General features: G+C 52.0%; 11 protein-coding genes. 6 read left to right on the top strand and 5 right to left on the bottom strand.

The window, feature by feature from the left end; genetic code table 11:
* The first annotated feature begins 6 nt into the window (after positions 1-6).
* From ACN6MW_RS16930 to ACN6MW_RS16910, 5 genes are all read left to right on the top strand, one after another.
* Positions 7-870, top strand: coding sequence for a phosphate ABC transporter substrate-binding protein (locus ACN6MW_RS16930; RefSeq protein WP_364150733.1), 864 nt, complete (start codon positions 7-9; stop codon positions 868-870).
* 169 nt (positions 871-1,039) lie between these two features.
* Positions 1,040-2,008, top strand: a complete 969-nt coding sequence (gene pstC, locus ACN6MW_RS16925) for a phosphate ABC transporter permease subunit PstC (protein WP_419871259.1) — start codon at positions 1,040-1,042, stop codon at positions 2,006-2,008.
* A complete protein-coding gene (gene pstA / locus ACN6MW_RS16920) occupies positions 2,005-2,913 on the top strand; it encodes a phosphate ABC transporter permease PstA (protein ID WP_419871258.1) in 909 nt (302 codons plus the stop codon). Before pstC ends, pstA begins: the two co-directional genes overlap by 4 nt.
* A gap of 224 nt (positions 2,914-3,137) precedes the next feature.
* Positions 3,138-3,917, top strand: a complete 780-nt coding sequence (locus ACN6MW_RS16915) for an exonuclease domain-containing protein (protein ID WP_419871257.1) — start codon at positions 3,138-3,140, stop codon at positions 3,915-3,917.
* Between the two features lie 87 nt (positions 3,918-4,004).
* Complete coding sequence (locus tag ACN6MW_RS16910; RefSeq protein ID WP_419871256.1) at positions 4,005-4,883, top strand: DMT family transporter; 879 nt, start codon at positions 4,005-4,007, stop codon at positions 4,881-4,883.
* A gap of 450 nt (positions 4,884-5,333) precedes the next feature.
* Here ACN6MW_RS16910 and ACN6MW_RS16905 read toward each other — a convergent pair whose 3' ends face one another.
* From ACN6MW_RS16905 to ACN6MW_RS16895, 3 genes are all read right to left on the bottom strand, one after another.
* Positions 5,334-12,875 carry a pullulanase gene (locus tag ACN6MW_RS16905; protein WP_419871255.1) on the bottom strand — a complete coding sequence of 2,514 codons (7,542 nt, stop codon included), beginning with the start codon at positions 12,873-12,875 and terminating at the stop codon, positions 5,334-5,336.
* Between the two features lie 412 nt (positions 12,876-13,287).
* Positions 13,288-14,022 carry a class I SAM-dependent methyltransferase gene (locus ACN6MW_RS16900; protein ID WP_419871254.1) on the bottom strand — a complete coding sequence of 245 codons (735 nt, stop codon included), beginning with the start codon at positions 14,020-14,022 and terminating at the stop codon, positions 13,288-13,290.
* Between the two features lie 67 nt (positions 14,023-14,089).
* On the bottom strand, positions 14,090-14,524 hold the full coding sequence (locus ACN6MW_RS16895) for a DUF6157 family protein (RefSeq protein WP_419871253.1): 435 nt from the start codon (positions 14,522-14,524) through the stop codon (positions 14,090-14,092).
* Between the two features lie 285 nt (positions 14,525-14,809).
* On the opposite strand from ACN6MW_RS16895, the gene ACN6MW_RS16890 reads away from it, so the two are divergent.
* A complete protein-coding gene (locus ACN6MW_RS16890) occupies positions 14,810-16,219 on the top strand; it encodes a HEAT repeat domain-containing protein (RefSeq protein ID WP_419871252.1) in 1,410 nt (469 codons plus the stop codon).
* A gap of 52 nt (positions 16,220-16,271) precedes the next feature.
* Here ACN6MW_RS16890 and ACN6MW_RS16885 read toward each other — a convergent pair whose 3' ends face one another.
* A complete protein-coding gene (locus ACN6MW_RS16885; RefSeq protein WP_419871251.1) occupies positions 16,272-17,102 on the bottom strand; it encodes an AraC family transcriptional regulator in 831 nt (276 codons plus the stop codon).
* Positions 17,103-17,126: 24 nt separating this feature from the next.
* Entirely contained in the window at positions 17,127-17,609 is a 483-nt protein-coding gene (locus ACN6MW_RS16880) for a heme-degrading domain-containing protein (protein WP_419871250.1), read from the bottom strand.
* Positions 17,610-17,694 lie beyond the last annotated feature (85 nt).

The raw sequence follows: 17,694 nt of genomic DNA, 5'->3' as shown, positions 1-17,694 counted from the left end.
TTCCTAATGAAATGGTTTAAACAATTAACGATCGCGGCGCTCATCGCCGTAGTCGGCTTCAGCTCCGTCCCTGCTTCCACGCCTGCCGTTACCGCGGCCAGCAAGCTAAGCGGCAAAATCGTCATCAACGGTTCCTCTGCCCTTCTGCCGTTGACGCTTCAAGCGGCTAACGAGTTCAAAAAACTCAACCCAAAAGTAAAAATTTCCGCATCCGCTGCCGGCTCGATCACTGGACCGCAAGCTGTGCGCAAAGGCATTGCCAACATCGGTGCCGTTGACTGGGATGCTTCCAAGGATGTTCCCGGCTTCAAGAAATTCGAAGGGCAAGTTGCTCATAAAGTAGCCATCATTCCTTTTGCTGCCGTTGTTAACAAGAACGTAACCGCAACAAACTTAACAACAAAAGAACTGCAAGGCATCTTCTCCGGAAAAATCAAAAACTGGAAAGAAGTCGGCGGCAAGGATGCCGAAATCATCGTTGTAAACCGTACGTTTGGTTCAGGAACCCGCGTAAACTTCCAAGACAAAGCGCTTAACGGTACTGATTTCATGACCAAAGGCGACAATTACAAGGAAGTAAAAACGAGCGGCGATATGAAGTCCGCTATCGAAACTACCCCTAATGCCATTGGTTATATGGATCTTGCTTATGTTACCGACAAAATGACGGCTGTAAAAATCAACGATATTGCTCCAACGGAAGCCAATGTCATTAACGGCAAGTACAAGGTATGGGGCTACGGCTACTATATGACAAAAGGCGAGCCGACCGGCGCAACAAAAGAATTCATTAAATATGTTCAAAGCACGAAGTTCCAAAACGGTTCGCTCAAGAAGCTTAAATTCATTCCGATCTCGGCAATTAAATAGTCTTTCCACAAAGGAGCGGTCGGCTTGCGCGAATAAGCGCCTGAGTCGGCCGTCTTTTCCTTCCATGGCATTAATCATTATTTCCATTTATATTTCATAGCGAAAAGCGTCCCGAAGCCCTCAGAACGAACGGCTTCCGGCCGCTTTTGCTTAGAGGAGCTTACCGTCTATGTTGGAATCCACTCATGCCGGGCGGCAGTCGCGGCCGCGGCTTTCCGCCGAGCTCGGCAAAGCCATCTTGGCTGGCAGCAGCAAGCCTTTTGACCGAAGATCCCGCCTGTTCTTCACCAACCGTCTCTTTCGTTACCTTTGCATCGCGGCAGCCAGCTTTGTTTGCCTTATTCTCTTTCTAATCCTGCTGCTGATGTTCCGCACCGGCGTGCTGACCTTCAGCCATATTTCGGTGGCGGATTTCTTCTTCAGCGCGGAATGGAATCCGGAGAATGAGCAGTACGGGGCGTTGATCTTTATTTTTGGCACCTTTGCCCTCACGGCATTAACGCTGCTGATCTGCGTACCCATTTCACTGATCATAGCTGTCTTTCTATCTGTATTTGTACCGCCTTGGCTCAAAAACATGCTTCGTCCGGTGCTTGACCTGCTTGTCGGCATCCCCTCCGTCGTTTACGGCTACTTGGGCTTGACGGTCCTGATACCCTTGATTCGGAACGTAACCGGAAGCGGCATGGGTGACGGCCTGCTTGCAGCGGCGCTCGTGCTTACCATCATGGTCCTCCCAACCGTGAGCCGCATAAGCGATGATGCGATCAGCGCGGTTCCTTCCAAATTCAGCGATGCCTCCTACGCGCTCGGCGCTACCCGCTTCCAGACGGTATGGCGAGTGCTGCTGCCTTCGGCTAAGAGCGGAATCATGTATGCTGTCATTCTTGGCATGGCGCGCGCGGTCGGCGAGACGATGGCTGTCGTTATGGTCATCGGCAATACGCCGCAGCTGGCCGACAGCCTGCTGCAGCCGACCTCCGTTCTCACCAGCAACATCGTGATGCAAATTTCGAATGTTCCGTTTGATTCCACATGGAATTACGCGCTTTATTTGATGGGCTTCCTGCTTCTCGTCATCTCGTTGCTCATGATCGTTGCCATTCGCTGGCTGCAAAGAAAGGGGTCACAAGCATGAAGCAAGCACTCGATATCAACCCTTTAGCAAATCCGTTCAGCGGCAGAAAAGGACTCAACCGTGTCAAAGACCGCTTGTTCACAGGCGTCGTTTGGTCGCTTGGCATTCTGGTTATCGCCTTTATTTTCGGTCTCCTTTATTTGATTTTGCAGGATGGGCTCCCGAAGATTACATGGGACTTCATATTCGGCCTGCCAAGCGAGATTGACGAGGGCGGAGGGATCGGTCCGACTCTGCTGAACTCCTTCTACATTTTGTTTATCTCCCTGCTGATCGCTATTCCGCTCGGAATGGCAGCCGGCATTTATTTGACGGAGTTCGCGCCGGACAACAAGCTGATCGGTTTCGTACGCATTTGCGTAGAAGGCCTCGCGTCGGTGCCATCCATTATTTTCGGCTTATTCGGCATAGCGCTGTTCGTTGAATATTTCGAGATCGGCTTGACCATTCTTGGCGGCGCGGTCAGCTTGGCTTTTCTTAATTTGCCTGTGCTGACCCGCGTAACCGAAGAATCGATACGTTCGGTGCCAAAGGAGCTGAAAAACGCTTCCTTCGCCCTTGGCGGCACTCACCTGCAAACGATCACCCGTGCGCTGATTCCCGCGGCATTAAACGGCATCATCACAGGCATCTGCTTGGTAGCTGGCCGCGCATTTGGCGAGAGTGCCGTCATCATTTTGACCGCGGGCGTCACAACCTCCGGTGAAATGTGGGATTTCAGCCTGTTCTCGCCCGGCGCCACGCTGGCGGTTCATCTCTGGTATGTGCAGTCCGAGGCCATTGTCGGCGACGCGCAGGAAATTGCCCAGAAAGCGGCTGCCGTGCTTGTCTTTGTCGTACTCCTCATCAATTTAATCTTCCGGATTCCGCTGTGGCTTAATTCCCGCCGTACGAAGCGTTCCTAACGCGAACCGCAAGCGGCATGATCAGCATGCCGCTCTCCCCAGCCGCATCTCCCCGGATGCGGCTGATTCCCATTGCTTTCCTCATTCTGCTGGGGACAATCATTTACTACGCGGTGAAATGAAGAAAATAAAACGAAATCGCGTTCTACCATATTGTAGTTTCCATCTGGATTGCTTTTTCTGATAGAATGGAGAACACAGGCTATCTATCGGAGGTTAAGATTTTGGACTATATTATATTGGATATTGAATTTAACGGACGTAAGTTTGCAAGCGAATTGCCCATGGAGGTCATTGAGATCGGCGCGGTTCGTTTAAATAGCTCATTAGAGCAGACGGATGAATTTTCCGCATTAATCAAGCCCGTTTATTTCGCGAAGCTAAACAGCTTTATCAAGAAGAAAACCGGCATTCCGCAGGAAGACATCGACACGGCAAGCCGATTCCCTAAGGTTATTCGCGATTTTACCGCATGGCTGAACAAAAGCGACTCTTTCCTGCTGTTTACTTGGGGCGGCGAGGACTTGAAGCGGATCGTCTACGATACGCGGATGCATAAGCTTGATGACAGCTTCTGGATGGCGGCAGATTATTTCGACCTGCTGAAGGGATACATCCGGTACAAAAATGTCACGAATGATGTCAGCGTCGAAGCCGCCCTGCTCGATCTTGAAATTACGGCAGAAGGGTCTGCGCACCGCGCGCTCGACGATGCACGCATGACGGCCGAAGTATTCCGCAAAATCTTCGGAGAGCTGGATCTCAACCTCAAGCAGCAGTTCAAGGATATGTACACGAATGCCAAGGAACGCCGCATGGTGAAAAATGCGATTCGTACGATGACCTCGCAAAAAATCGTGCCGAAATGGGAAGTTTTCGCTGAGCGTTATCTTGCCGGCAAAGCCTCGTTTGAGGATGTACGGAAGGTCGCGGAGCTTCAGCAATATTTTGACGCCGAGCTGGAGAAGGCCGCCGCTAAGCCTACCGCCGGACAAGTCGGATAACCAAGAATATCATGCAAGCCCCTGGCCCTTGACGAGCAGACGCTTCGAGAGGGTCGGGGGTTTTATAAGTATAGGAGATATAACACAATGGAACGCAGCACCAAGTCAATCGCTACCTATGAATTGCTATATGTTATCGGTATAATCGCCATCTCGTTCTCATCCATCTTCGTACGGTGGTCCGACGCCGATGTGGCCGTCATTGCCATGTACAGGCTGTATTTAACCAACCTCATTATGCTCCCGCTCGTATGGAAATACCGGGTTGAAATGTTCCATCTCAGCGCAAGGCAATGGCGGCTGTTAGCCGCTTCCGGCGTCATGCTTGCCCTTCATTTCTTGCTTTGGATGGCATCCCTGCGCCTTACGACCGTCGCAAGCTCTACCGTTATTTTAACGCTTGAGCCAGTAATGGTGATGCTCGGCTCTTACTTCTTGTTCCGGATCAAGGCGAACCGCATGATGCTGTGGGGCATGGGCCTTGCTCTTGCAGGCTCGATCGTCATCGGCTCGGGCGATTTCTCCCTCTCCGGCGATGCGCTGCTTGGCGATATTCTATCCTTTCTGGGAGCAGCGGCCGTAGCCGTGCATATGCTGATCGGCAAGCAGCTGCGGAAGGATATGAGCGCCTTTGCTTATAATTTCTGGGTATTCGCGCTTGCCGCTACGGCGCTGGCTTTCTACAATATCGTACGCGGCAACCCCTTCACGGGCTACAGCCCGAAGGAATGGGGCTTATTCCTGCTGCTCGCGATTGTGCCTACGCTTTTCGGCCATTACCTATTTAACTGGCTTCTGAAGCATATGAGCGCGGCCGCCGTGTCGATGTCCGTACTCGGCGAGCCCGTCATTTCCTCGCTGCTCGCGTGGGTGCTTTTGAAAGAAGCCTTAACGGGCTACCAGCTCGCGGCTGGAGCCTTGATTTTGTTCGGGGTATGGCTCTTTATCCGGCACGGGAAGGAATAGGCTGCCTACACGGCATACTTTGTCTTCCCGATATGAGCTTTCAATCGGTTATCGCATTCGGTTACCGTATTTTGGTTATACATTGCGCTGTAAAGGTTGCTCCCCCTTTATCTACGCTGCAGATTATACAATGTAATGCTCCTCTAATCGCTCCCTATGGAGCTACATTGTAGTTTGTACAACAGAATCAGCTATATGCGGTTCTTTTTCATATCCGTATACTGATTCTATTGTATTTTTTGCAATGTACTGTTCACTTCGAGACTTTTATCAGGTTTCTAATGTATTTTGTACAGTGTAACGTTTCGTGGTGTAATATAACCATCGCGCAGCAGGAGCAATGATTTTGTTCGGGGTTCTGCTCTCAATCCGGCATGGTAAGGAGTAAGCAATATAAAAAAACGGGCTGTCTCCAATGGTCAATTGACCATTGGAGCAGCCCATCTTCGTTTATTTACCCAACAAGTTATAAATAACCTGCGCGCTTTCGGCACGCGTCATTTTGCCCTTCGGCACAAAAGCGCCGTTCGCTCTGCCTTGAACCAGTCCAAGCTCTGCTGCAGCCGATACGGATGCTGCCGCCCACGGGCTGATCTGGCTTTGGTCGGCGAACGCTGCTTCTGCCGATTCCGATGCGCTTTTATTCCCTTTGCGCACTTCATAGGCCCGAATAATCATAACCGCCATCTCCTCGCGGCTAATCATTTCATTTGGAGCAAAGCGGTTACCGCTGCGTCCTTTTACGATACCCAGCTTGCTCGCCGCGGCTGCGTAACCGGAGTACCATTTGCCTGCTTCGATATCAGAGAAGCTTGCCGATCCTTCCGCTTTAACGCCAAGCGCGCGAATGAGCATGGCTGCGAATTCGGCACGGGTTACGTTTGCTTGCGGAGCAAACTCTTTCTCGTTAACCCCGTTAACGATTTGCTTCGCCGCAAGCGACTTTATTGCCGCGGAAGCCCAGTAGCTCGCTTGAACGTCTGCAAATGATTTGTCATATTCCAGAACCGCGTATTTACTGAAATGGAATACCTCTGCCGTCATCCAATCGCCGTTTTGCGTTCCACCGACGAATTCAAGCTTGCCGTCGTCGCTTAGATAATATACGCCAGCAATGTCTTTGTTCATTGCCGCATCAACCTTGAAGGTAAGCGTGATCGGCTTCTCGAACTTCGAAGCTTGAACCGTTTTTCCATCCTTCAGGACTGCGCTTAAATGGAATTCATACACCTGGGATACAACCTTCACCTTCGTTTGATCCGCTTCTATGCGGTCAAGCAAAGCATTTGCTTCCGCCGTCTTCACTGCTTTTAATTCAAATACAAGCTGCGCTCCGTCCGCTTCCGCGGCTGGAACAAGGGCTTGCACTGCTGCCAGCACTTCATTCGGCAGATGAATCGTAATGCCGTTTGCTTTCAGCTCCAAGTCATTGCCTGCCAGCATAGCTGCTGCTTTAAACGGCAGCTGCACGGTATTTTTCCCATCGGCTATTTGTACCGTGGCTTTGCCGTCCTTGATCGTTTTCAAACTGCTCTCATCCACGGCTTGAGCATCTGTTTCCTGAGGTGCGTTAGGCGATGGGCCACTGGATGAAACCTCGCTCAAAATCACCGTTCCGCCTTCATTCCTGCCTGGCACGGCAACCGTCAATTCGCCATTTGCCGCCACTGTGTACATGGTTCCGCTGTATTCATCCCTAACCGCCGCACCTGCCGCGAATGGAGAGGTCAGCACAACCGATTTGCTGTCTGCTGCCGTGTTAATGACCGTTACGACATTGACGCCGTTAAATTGTTTGTTAAATGCCAGGTAGCCCAGCGCATCCGAGCCCGCAAGCTTCGTTCGCGCCCCCTTTGCATAGACCTTCGAGAATTTAGCCCGAATGTTGAGCAGCTTCTCATAATGGTCATGAAGCGCCTGCTCCGCTTCGAGCTGCTCCCAAGGCATATCCGTCCGGTTTTCGCTGAACAGACCTGCGCTCATATCGCGCGCATTGGCACCCGAGCGGCCCAGCTCTTCCCCGTAATAAATAACAGGCTGGCCTTTTGCCGTCATTTGCAGAGCTGCCGCGATCTTCAGCTTTCCTTTGTCGCCGTCAACAAAATGCGAAAGGAAACCGTCCTCATCATGGCTGCTCAGGAACTGCCCCATGGTTGCCGTGTTATCCAGCTTGGTCTCGCGGTCCGCCAAGTAAGCGTCCACTGCGTCAATGGATCCGTTCGCAAAATCTCTCGCTCTGTCGTTAAAGCTGAAATCGAGCAAGCTGTCCATTTGGCCGCTGCGCAGCATGCCTCCGTCACCGTCTACCGTACCGCCAAAATACTCGCCGATCAGCTTGAAGCTTGGATCCGCGGCTGTCAGCGCATTTTTGAACGCCTTCCATGTCGTGCTCTCCACATGCTTGATCGTGTCTACGCGGAAGAAATCAATCGTATCTCCACGCTCTGTTTCCGCACGCTCTAACCAGCCCGCTTGCCATTCGATGATTTTTTCGCGAACGGCAGGATCCTCGGTCTTAAGGTCCGGAAGATGGTCCAGCTCCCCTTCGATTGGATTCGTGCTGGCTTGAACCCCGTTCGTTCTCAGCATGCCGTCAAAGCGCGCTTTGTCCTCAGGCGTAATGCCCGGGCGGTCTTCGTCCGCTTTCAAGCCATAGCCGGTATGGTTCAGCACCACGTCGACCATGATTTTAATGCCCTTGTCATGGGCTTTGTTGATCAGCTCCTTGAACGTCTCCATATCGCCGAGATGCTCGTCGAGCTTCGTGAAATCCTTCGCCCAATAGCCGTGGTAGCCGTATTGCTTGGCGTTAAAATCCGCGCCTTTGTTGAAATCGATATTATCGACAATCGGTGTAATCCACAGCGTATTGATGCCAAGCTCCTGCAAATAATCCAGCTTGTCGATCATTCCTCTGAAATCACCGCCGTGATAGGCCTCGAGATGCTCTTTGTCCACGTCCGCATTGTTTGTCTTGTCGCCGTCCGCGAAACGGTCGGTTAACGCGAAATAGATACGCGCCTCATCCCAATCAAAGTCCAGATTTCCGGCAAACGTTCTTGCCTTCACGGTCACCGCGGCCGTATGCGTATGCTTGTTGCCGTACTCGTCAACCAGTGTGATCGGTATTTCCTTTAAGCCGGCAGTAACCGTATCCTTAACCGCAATGGTTTGGGCAAGAAGCTTGGTATCTATATTCACCTTAGCCGGTCCGCCTAATGCCGTTAGGTCCATATAACCTTCCTTAAAAGCTGCCTCTTCCGATAGGTCAGCCTTGATCGTAAGCACCGCATTTTCATCGTACGAAACCGCAGCAGGACTGACGGTTGTCGTCATCGTGACGACAGGCTTCCGATACGTAATGACGGATTTGCCGTCAACCGTATTTTTCGGATCATTGATTTCCGCTGCCGCTTCGTCCTTCTTCTTCACCACGAAAGTATACTCGTACGTACCGCCTACAACATCAGCAAGCGTATACGCAAACCATTCCTTCGAAGCATCGTATGCCATGTCATGCTCCGTACCGTTCACCTTTACCTTAACGCTGGTCAAATCGCTGGATTGCCCGCTTTTGAATAAGAGGTCATCCCGGTAGAGGAAGGTAATGCCCCCGTCCTTCAGAATAGGCCCTTCAATCGTCGGCAAAATATCAGGCTGGCTGACCATACTCGTAATATTGACCTTTGTAAAAGCGGCCCCCGGCGCAATCGGAATGACCCGATCATCCGGAATATCCTGCTTCGCGGTGTTCCAGTCTGTTCCTTTGCGAAGCACAAAGCCTACGCTTGTCGTGTCCGCCGAAATTTCCAGCATGACCGTGGCAATACCGTTTTCGACTTTATCGAAATTGATTTGGTCATTTTTCACGCCGGTATTCCATATCCACAGATTCCAATCCGTGTAGTTTTTATCCGGCCGGATGTAATTCAGCTGAACGTAACGCTTCACTGAAACCGCAGCGCTTGCCGTGATGCCTTTGTACGTTACTGTGATGGTCGTTTGGCCTGCTCCGACTGCCGTCACAAGTCCGCCCGCTGTAACGGATGCCGCCTCAGGCTTCGCCGATGAGAACACGGCTGCATTCGTTACTTTTTTCTTGCTGCCGTCGCTGTATTTCGCAAAAACAGCCGTTTGATGCGTCGTTCCAACTTGCAGCGAGTAGCTCGCGCTGTCCAGCTCAAGCCCCGTAAGCTCAGGCGCTGCCGCGTCCAGCTTAATAATGACGGCTGTCAAAGGAGCAAGCTTAATCGAGCCCGCTGTCAGCTCGAAGCCCGTTGGGTCAGCAACAGCCTGAATACCTGCCTCGTCGCTATCTACAACGACCGTGCCTCCGGTCAAATCCTCCGAAAGCGTAAGCGTTCTTTCTGTATCATCCGCATTCATAAATACGTAATAATTTCCCGTGCCGTCGGTTGCTTTGTTTTTATAGCCGATGACAAGATCCGTTGCTTTCATTTCCTCGGCGTTAATGAGCGTCACGTTGGAATTCACCAAATCCTTGTCGCCCAGACGGAACGCGTCCGTATGCTTTCTCAGCTCGATCAGCCCTGAAGTATACTGCTTCGTTACATAATTGACCGGATATTGCCCGGCATCCGTCGCCTTCTGCCAATCAAACTTGTTAATGGCATCGGAGGAGTCATAGGAGTCATGGATGAAATAACCGAACGTTGTGCCTGATGCATCCGCAAGCTCATGGTATTTCTGCTCCGGTATGCCGTCACCGAGCCATTGCTTCGTCCGTCCGTATTCTTGCCCTGCATGCAGGAAAGCCGTTCCCTGCGACGTCAGGATAAGCAAATTGCCCAGCCGTACCCGCTGATGGATTTCCAGATCATTAGCCGCTACGGCAGGATCCTTCTTGATCGACTGCGCGATGACATCGTAAAGCGGCAGGTTGTCATGGGCTTCGATATACTGCACCATGTCCCCCGGGTCGTCCGCAGGCGTGTTGCCCGGTTGACCCTTAATGTTATTAAGAATCGTAGCGATGCTTCTCTCTCCGCCTGTGATGAATCTCGGCTCGCCCTCGGAGCCGAAGCCGGATTTCAATTCATTGCGGATTTCATCCGAGAAGACGCCGACGCTGTCCGTTTTGTCCATCCAAGCTTGGTCCGCGCCCTTATCCTTTAAAGCAGGATCGGACACGGCGCCTCCGAACGTTTTCCAGCCTTCCCCGATGAACAAGGCATTCGGATTAATGCTCGCAGCCGCATCATAGGCATGCTGAACGGAATCATATGTGGCATCGCCCATCATATCCCAGCGCATACCGTCGATTTTATATTCATCGAACCAATATTTAACGGAATCAACCATCAGCTTCTCCGCCATTTTGTGAGAGGTCGCCAGGTTGTTTCCGAAGCCTCCGATGTTATTGCCGTTTGCATCCTGGAACGCATAGTAGTTCGGCACAATGTCGTTCAGGAAGCTTGCTTTGGCCATATGGGTGTAAACGACATCGAGCACGACTCCCATGCCTTCCTCATGAATCGCATCGATGAGTCCTTTTAATTCCTTCACTCGAAGCTCAGGGTCCTTGGCATTTTCCGAATATGCGCCGTCCGGCGAGAAATAGCTGTGCGGGTCATACCCCCAGTTATATTCATTATCGAGCGCCGAATACTCATTCTCCCTTACGCCCATGTTCGCTTCATCGCCATAATACCAAGCCATCACCGGAAGCAATTGAATATGGGTAACGCCAAGCGATTTGATATAGGCGAGTTTATCCTTGAATGCGCTGTAGGAGCCCCAACGCGCCGTAAGATCGCCGGCAACGGAAGGATCGGAAGTGAAATCCCGAATATGCGCCTCCCAAATAATCGCATCCTCTCTTTTCTCATAGCCGTCGATTTGAGCAAAATCATAGTCTGGCGAAGGATCGGTCTCGCCCAGATCAACGATCGCCGCTTTCCCAACCGCATCGCCGTCAGGCCCGGTCTCCCCCTTCGTATTGACCCTAAACTCGGCCATCGATTTCGCGTACGGGTCGAGTACGTTTTGGGTTACGCCGTCATTCGTTACTTCATATTGATAAAAATAACCCTTTAGATCGGTAATGCCTTGACCGTCCAAATCGGCCGGCTCTATGGCTGCCGTCCACACGCCTTTGTCGCCCTTCGTCAAATCCACGCTGCCGACAAGCTGCGCTGCATCATCCTTAGCGTAGACATTGGCAGCGACAGTGCTTGCTTTTGGCGCCCAAAGCTTCAATGTAACGCTGCCGGTGCCAGAGTCATAGCTCGCGCCAAGATCATTGCCCTGATAGTCGTACAGCTCATCCAGCATTCTCCAGCCGGAAGCGGCCGTTATCGTTTTCCCTTGGTAGGTCACATTAAGCGGAGCTTTGTCCAGCTCAATATTCGCCGAGAGAATCGCTGTTTTCTTATCCGCGTTTAGCGTGACTTGATTGACGGCAACGGCTGCTCCGTCCTTATCCGTAATCGTGATCGCCGTCTTTAATTCATCCGCTGCGACTCCGTCGGTCATGGTGAACCCGAGAAGGAGCCTGCTCTCAGACAAAATTTCGGCGGACACAAGTCCTGTAGGCAATTCGTAATAAGGGGATACATACACGTTGTTATCGTTCTCTTTAATCCAAAGCTGGTTATAGCGATCCAGGAGACTGAAGGTTCGGTTCTCTCCGTCTTTATTGCCTGACGTGCGGTTGACGACCAGAAAGCTCATTTTCTGGGCATTTTCTAGAAGCGGTACATCCACATAACTGCCATAACGGTCAACATGTTCCGCTGTAAATGCGGATGCTCCCGCCGGCCACCCTGTAGATGGCGCCGCAACTTGATCCCAAAGCCATAGGCCGAAATCGCTCTGCTTGTTATCGTCCCTGACATAGTGAATGCGAACGGTGTTAGCCGGAAGCTCCACCGGTTCGAAGTAAGATACCTTATCGGAGCCTTGCTCTATCCAAACCTCATTCACTTCCGGAGTGCTGATCGCTACCGCTTTATCTCCGCCGTCCTTAGCGCCGTCTGTGCGGTTCACAATAAGGAAGCCTACTTTTTTGGCGTTATCCGCAAGCGGAATATCAACATAAGCTCCGTAGCTGTCGCGTTTATCTTCCGGAAAGGCGGTCGCGCCAAGCGGCCATCCCGTTGATGGAGCAGCGACGTTATCCCACGCCCATACGCCTTGATTCCCGTAAAGGGCATCGGTCCGGCTGTAGTGCACGCGAAGATGCTTTGCCGGAACCGGATCGATATTCGGATCAACCGGGTCCGGGTCTGGATCCGGTTCAACCGGCGCCTTGAAATCTGCCGCTACCGCATGCGTGTTGGCATCATATTTAAAGGTTACCGGCAGATCCGCAGGAAGACTGAGCACTTGATTTTCTTGCGGGTAGGCCTCATCCTCCCATGTCGTTCCGAGTACGATTTTGAACTCATAATTGCCTTTGGGCACATCCTTCGTGACCGTGTAGACGCCGTCAAAATCAGAATCGCCCAGCACAGCGAGCGCCGTTTGCGGAGCCCAGTTGCCCGGATCGCCGATTACCGTCTGCAGGCTGCCAACGATTCGCGGGAGCTTATCGCCTGCCAGCGGCGTGTAGTAGGTGGAGTCTGCGATCTTATGCGTATCGTGATTATAGTAAAAAGTAACCTCCGCTGCTTCAGCGAGGCTCAGCTTGATATTGCCTCCGTTTTCCGCACCGCTTGGATTCGTATAGCTGCTAAAGCCATAGCTTTCGTCCCAGCCGCCGTTTAAAGCAACCTTATATTCATATGCGCCTGCCGGAAGCATGGCCGTAAGGATGTAATCGCCATTGCCGTTAGCGGTCATTTTCGTAGCTGCCGCTGCCGGGTCCCAATCCTTGGTATGACCCAGCTCGGACTGCAGGTTGCCGACAAGCACAACCTGATTCGGTGCCGCAGCGCTGACCTGCATCGGTATTGTACCGGCGATCGACCAAATCATAGCCGCAATTAACAGGATAGCCAGCATTTTCTTGCGCTTTAGAGCAAAGCCCATTCGTGTGAACCTCCCCAATTTATCGTTAAAGCTCGTTTAAATCCTTTCGAAAAAAAACACTTTCTCCTTGCATCTCTCCCGTTGTTTCAACACCTCCCGGCTTCTCCAAACTGTGCGGCAGTTATTGTGCAATCGTTTGCATAAAAAGCAAAACAAATGCAAACTTTAATTCCAATCCCCATTAATCAGCAGAGTTTCTACTGAAACAGGAATGAAAGCGTTTGCTCAATCTCATATTAATACTCCCGTTAAAGCGCTGTCAATTGTTTTTCGTGTATTTTCCATCTTTCGACATGTATATGCATCCCGATTGAAGAAAATGACAACGTTTGCACAGAATATTGCACAAAGCTTATCAACGAAAAGAAGCGGGGCCCGTGACCCCGCTTCTATATCCTTTTCACGCCATATTCTAGTTTTTAACCGCTGCGATCATTAGAAAAATGGGGCGGCGGAGCTCGTCTTGCATTTCGGGTATTTGGTCCAGCATCTCCTGCGTCGGCTGCGGCTCGGAAAGCTGCGTGATACGGAAGCCCGATTCAAGGAGCGCATTAACGTAACTGGACACGGTGCGATGATATTTAACGACGGTATGATCGAGGAAGTTCGCTTCTCTCGCGCCTTCCATATAGTATCCGTCGACAGGCCAATGCAATTTCTCTCCGTCAGCGCCGTAATGCCAGTCCTGCTCCGCCTTCGCCGTAAAAATCGGATGCTCAACCGAGAACACAAAGGAGCCTCCCGCGGCAAGAGCCCGGTAAACGTTCTGGCAAACATCGGCGAAGCTCTCGACGTAATGAAAGGCAAGCGAGCTGATCGCCACGTCGAATTCACCCTCGCTGCAGTCGAAATCTTCAATGGCGCAGCGGCGGTACTCGATCTCGGAATCGTTCGTCAGCGCTCTTGCGCGCTCCAGCATATTCTCCGAGATATCCGTCCCAACCACCGAGCGGGCTTCGCGCTCGCGCGCATATCGGCAATGCCAGCCGAAGCCGCAGCCTAGGTCCAGCACCTTTTTATCGCGCAGCTCCGGGAGCATCGCGCGGAAAGCATGCCATTCCCCGGCAGCATCGAGACCGCCGATCGAACGGGACATCCGGCTGTAATTCGCGAAAAAGCCGGGTTCATCATATTTATTTTGTTTCATGATAGGCCAAGCCCCCTCATGGTTATCTAAGTCATCTCTCATACATCGCTGCCTTCGCAGACTGGTTCTACTGCCCTTGCTTTTTGCTGCTGCGCATCCCAGCAAGTATCTTCAAGCCTTCCTCCGTGCCCCGAGCGAATTGATGGTATTCAGCAGACTCCATCGCTACCAGCGCAAGCTTTCCCGCCTCATTAAAATGAATGCCCCAGCCGTATTTTTTCGGAAGCATCGATGCCCGCATGCATGCCATTGGCTTCGAGAAAAACGCTTCGCGAATTTCCGCTCCCCGTTCGGCAACGATCTCAGGCGCGATCTCCTTGTGGCGCAAATGTACTTCGAGCATCAGCTCTTCCTGCGTATAGCGGTAAGGCTCCCCCGCGGCCAGCTCATATTCAAGGCTCGGCTTTGTCCGTCCGCCCTTCTTGTCCGGCGGCACCGTTCCGAACTCTACCGGACAATCCGCTGATACCGTAATAAACGTATTGTAATAATTCCATTCCATTACAAAAGCCCCCTTAGAGAAAAGCTATTCCCATTATACCCGTTCCCAAGCTCATTTGTCAGACTGTGGCCGCTTGCTTAGCACCGCATTCGAGCTGGGCCTCGTATTCCCGCCCTACTCCGGAAAGCTGGGCATGATCAAAAAGCTGCTGAAATAAGCGGCTTTTTTTGCTGCCGAACAGGAAGTTAGTTTTATGCAAGCTTCGCTTAGTTTCGTGTATGTAGCACCGGGCTGATTTCTCATATAATCGGTGTATTCCAACAAATCTTAGGAGGACATCACCCTATGAATCAATCCCCTCTACTGCTGACAGACGAACAAATGCGGAAGTTCATTACGGAAGGCTTCCTGATTTTAAAAACCGATTTCCCGGAATCCTTCCATCAGTCGATGACCGCCGAGCTAAAGAAGGTCTATGACGAGGAAGGAAACCCCGGCAATAATTTACTGCCGCGAATCCGGGAAATCCAACAGGTATTCGACAGTCCCGTCATCCAAGGCGCGTTGACGAGCGTGCTCGGACCCAACTATATGCTGCATGCGCACCGGCACGGCCATTATAATGCAGAGCCCGCGGCTGGCGGCTGGCACAAAGACAGCTACTGGGGTTACTCCCGTATGCGCAACCACCATCCATGGTGGGCGATGATCATGTATTTTCCGCAAAACACGCCGATTGAGCTTGGACCGACAGGCGTTATGCCCGGCACGCAAAATTACGAATCACGCACCTTTGTCTCCGACGAGGCGGCAGGTGAAGCCTATGCCAGCGGCGAAGCCGGGACGTTCGCCCTTATCCATTACGATATATGGCATCGTTCCACGCCGAATGTATTAGGCCAGTCGCGCTATATGCTTAAATTCGAATTTATGCGGACCGAGGCTCCTGTCAAACCCTCATGGGATAATCAGGTAGCCGAATGGCAGGAGCCTTCCGGCCTTTCGCTGCCTATCGCCTTCCACGAAACCTTATGGGAAGAAACCTGGAATTGGTTATCCGGGAGCGTGGGCAGCCTGGCTGAATCAAGGGAGGAGAATAGCGCGAAATTAAACGAGCTTGCAGAGAATTTGGCGCATTCGTTTGAACCGACCGCGCTGAACGCAGCCTATGAGCTTGCCCGATACGGTAAAAAAGGCATCTCGGTCCTCATTGCAGGCCTTCGCAATGAAGACGTATCGATTTCGCGCACAGCCGCATACGGGCTTTCCGTTGCCGGCATCGACGCTGTCGAAGAGCTGACATCAGCACTGGCGGATGATCGCGAGGAGACCGTATTCCATGCGGTGTTTGCACTCGGTGAGCTTCGTCACCTTGCGGCTTCGGCGCTTGATGCGCTTAGCGGCCTTTTATCTCACCCTTCCGCAGCCATTCGCAGCGCTGTTGCCGAGGCGCTCGGCATCATCGGGTCAGCTTCACCCGCTTCGGTCGATGGTCTCATCGCCTGCCTATCCGATGAGGATGTCCAGGTTCGGTTTACCGCCGGGCTCTCGTTATCCCGGCTCGGCCCGGCGGCGGCTTCCGCCGTTCCCGCTTTGGAGGCTGCCCTGGACGATGAGAACCGCTACGTCCGTGCACATGCGCTCGAAGCGCTCCGCTACATCGGCACGGATGATGCAACAAACATTTTAATCAAATCGCTGTTCAACGCCCGCTGGTGTACGACTACTACGCCGGCCACCCCTTTCTATCCTTAATGCGGAATAAACAAAGAACCGCCGGCGAAGCTGCCGCGGTTCTTTGTTTTTCCTATGCTTTTATGGAAAGCTCCCGATATTCGCTTGGCGACAACGCCGTGTACTCCTTAAACACCCGCGAGAAATAGGTGGCATCCATGCCGAGCGATTCAGCGACTGCCGAGATGCTCTGCGAAGTAAAGGTCAGCAGCTGCCTCGCTTTGTCCATCCGCTTGCGGTTCACGTATTGAATGGGCGAAAGCCCCGTCGTGCTTTTAAACATACGGATGAAATAATTAGGGTGAAAATGGACAAGCTGCGCAAGCGTATCGACTGACATATTTTCCGATAAATGCTCCTCGATATAGCTCAGCACCACATTCATTTTCTCGAAGGAGCTTGTGGTGGGCGTGTTTATCGCAACGTGGCCGGCCTGCTCCAGCAGCATAGCCAGAATCTCAAGAAAAGCTGCCTGCACATGCAGCTCGGCTGTCCATTCCTCGCTCTTATGATGCGCCACGAGGCGTTCGAATTTCTCCTTCAGCCCGTTATGATCGTTCACGGTTAAGATGACGGGCATTTCCAGCATCTGAAACAAATTGAAATTATCCAGCTTCGCCGTAAAATGGCACCAGTATTTGCCGAACGTATCCTCGCTCAGCGTGCCGTAGGACTGCTTGACATCCGCAGGCAGCAAGCAGAGGTCGCCGGCCTTTGGATAATATTTCCGCTTCCCTATCTGAACGTACCCTTCGCCCTCTTGGATGTAATAAAGCTTGTTTACATCGGGAGTATAATCATCGTCCCTCCACGAAATGGGCACCTTCGTATAATTTGCGACGGCCACATGCAATTGCAAACCGCTCAAATATGTTTTCCAAAATGTTTTCCGATCAGCGTTCACTGCGACTCCCGCCTTCCAAGCTTTTTAGCGGGGCTGCCCGGACAAAAAGCGGCGCAGCACGGTGACAAGCAAATCATGATCCTCTTGATCCGGCAATCCAGACACGGTGACTGTTCCAATCTGTCCCTCGCCGGCCACGATCAGCGGAAATGCTCCACCGGCTCCCACATAATCCGCGAGCGGCAGTCCATACTTCTCTTCCATAGTGACTCCTTCGCTTTGAAGCCGGCAGGCCGTATGCCATGAGCTGGTGCCAAAATGATTCGCTGCATTGTTTTTGCGCCTGATCCAGTTCTCGTTCTCCACCGATGTTCCCTCCATCGCATGGAGAAACAACCGCTGACCGGCCCGGGTAACGTCGACCGTTATCCGTTTTCCTGACTGTCTTGCTTCCTCTACAATCGCGAGTCCGAGTGCAAGCGCTGTGTCATTCGTAAAGGATGAGAACCGAAGCTCCTGCTCCTCCAGCTCCATCTGTTTTAATTTGTCATGGATCGTTTGCGTCATGGTCGTCCTTGGCTCCTCTTTGATTTGCCTTAGTAAGGATGGGGTTACCGCCTTCCAACCTTATATCAACCATCTTATCTCTTAT

The sequence above is a fragment of the Pristimantibacillus sp. PTI5 genome, assembly GCF_048572955.1.
GTDB lineage: Bacteria > Bacillota > Bacilli > Paenibacillales > Paenibacillaceae > Pristimantibacillus.
Note: the sequence above shows the minus strand (reverse complement) of the source record. Positions and strands in the feature narration are given on the sequence as shown.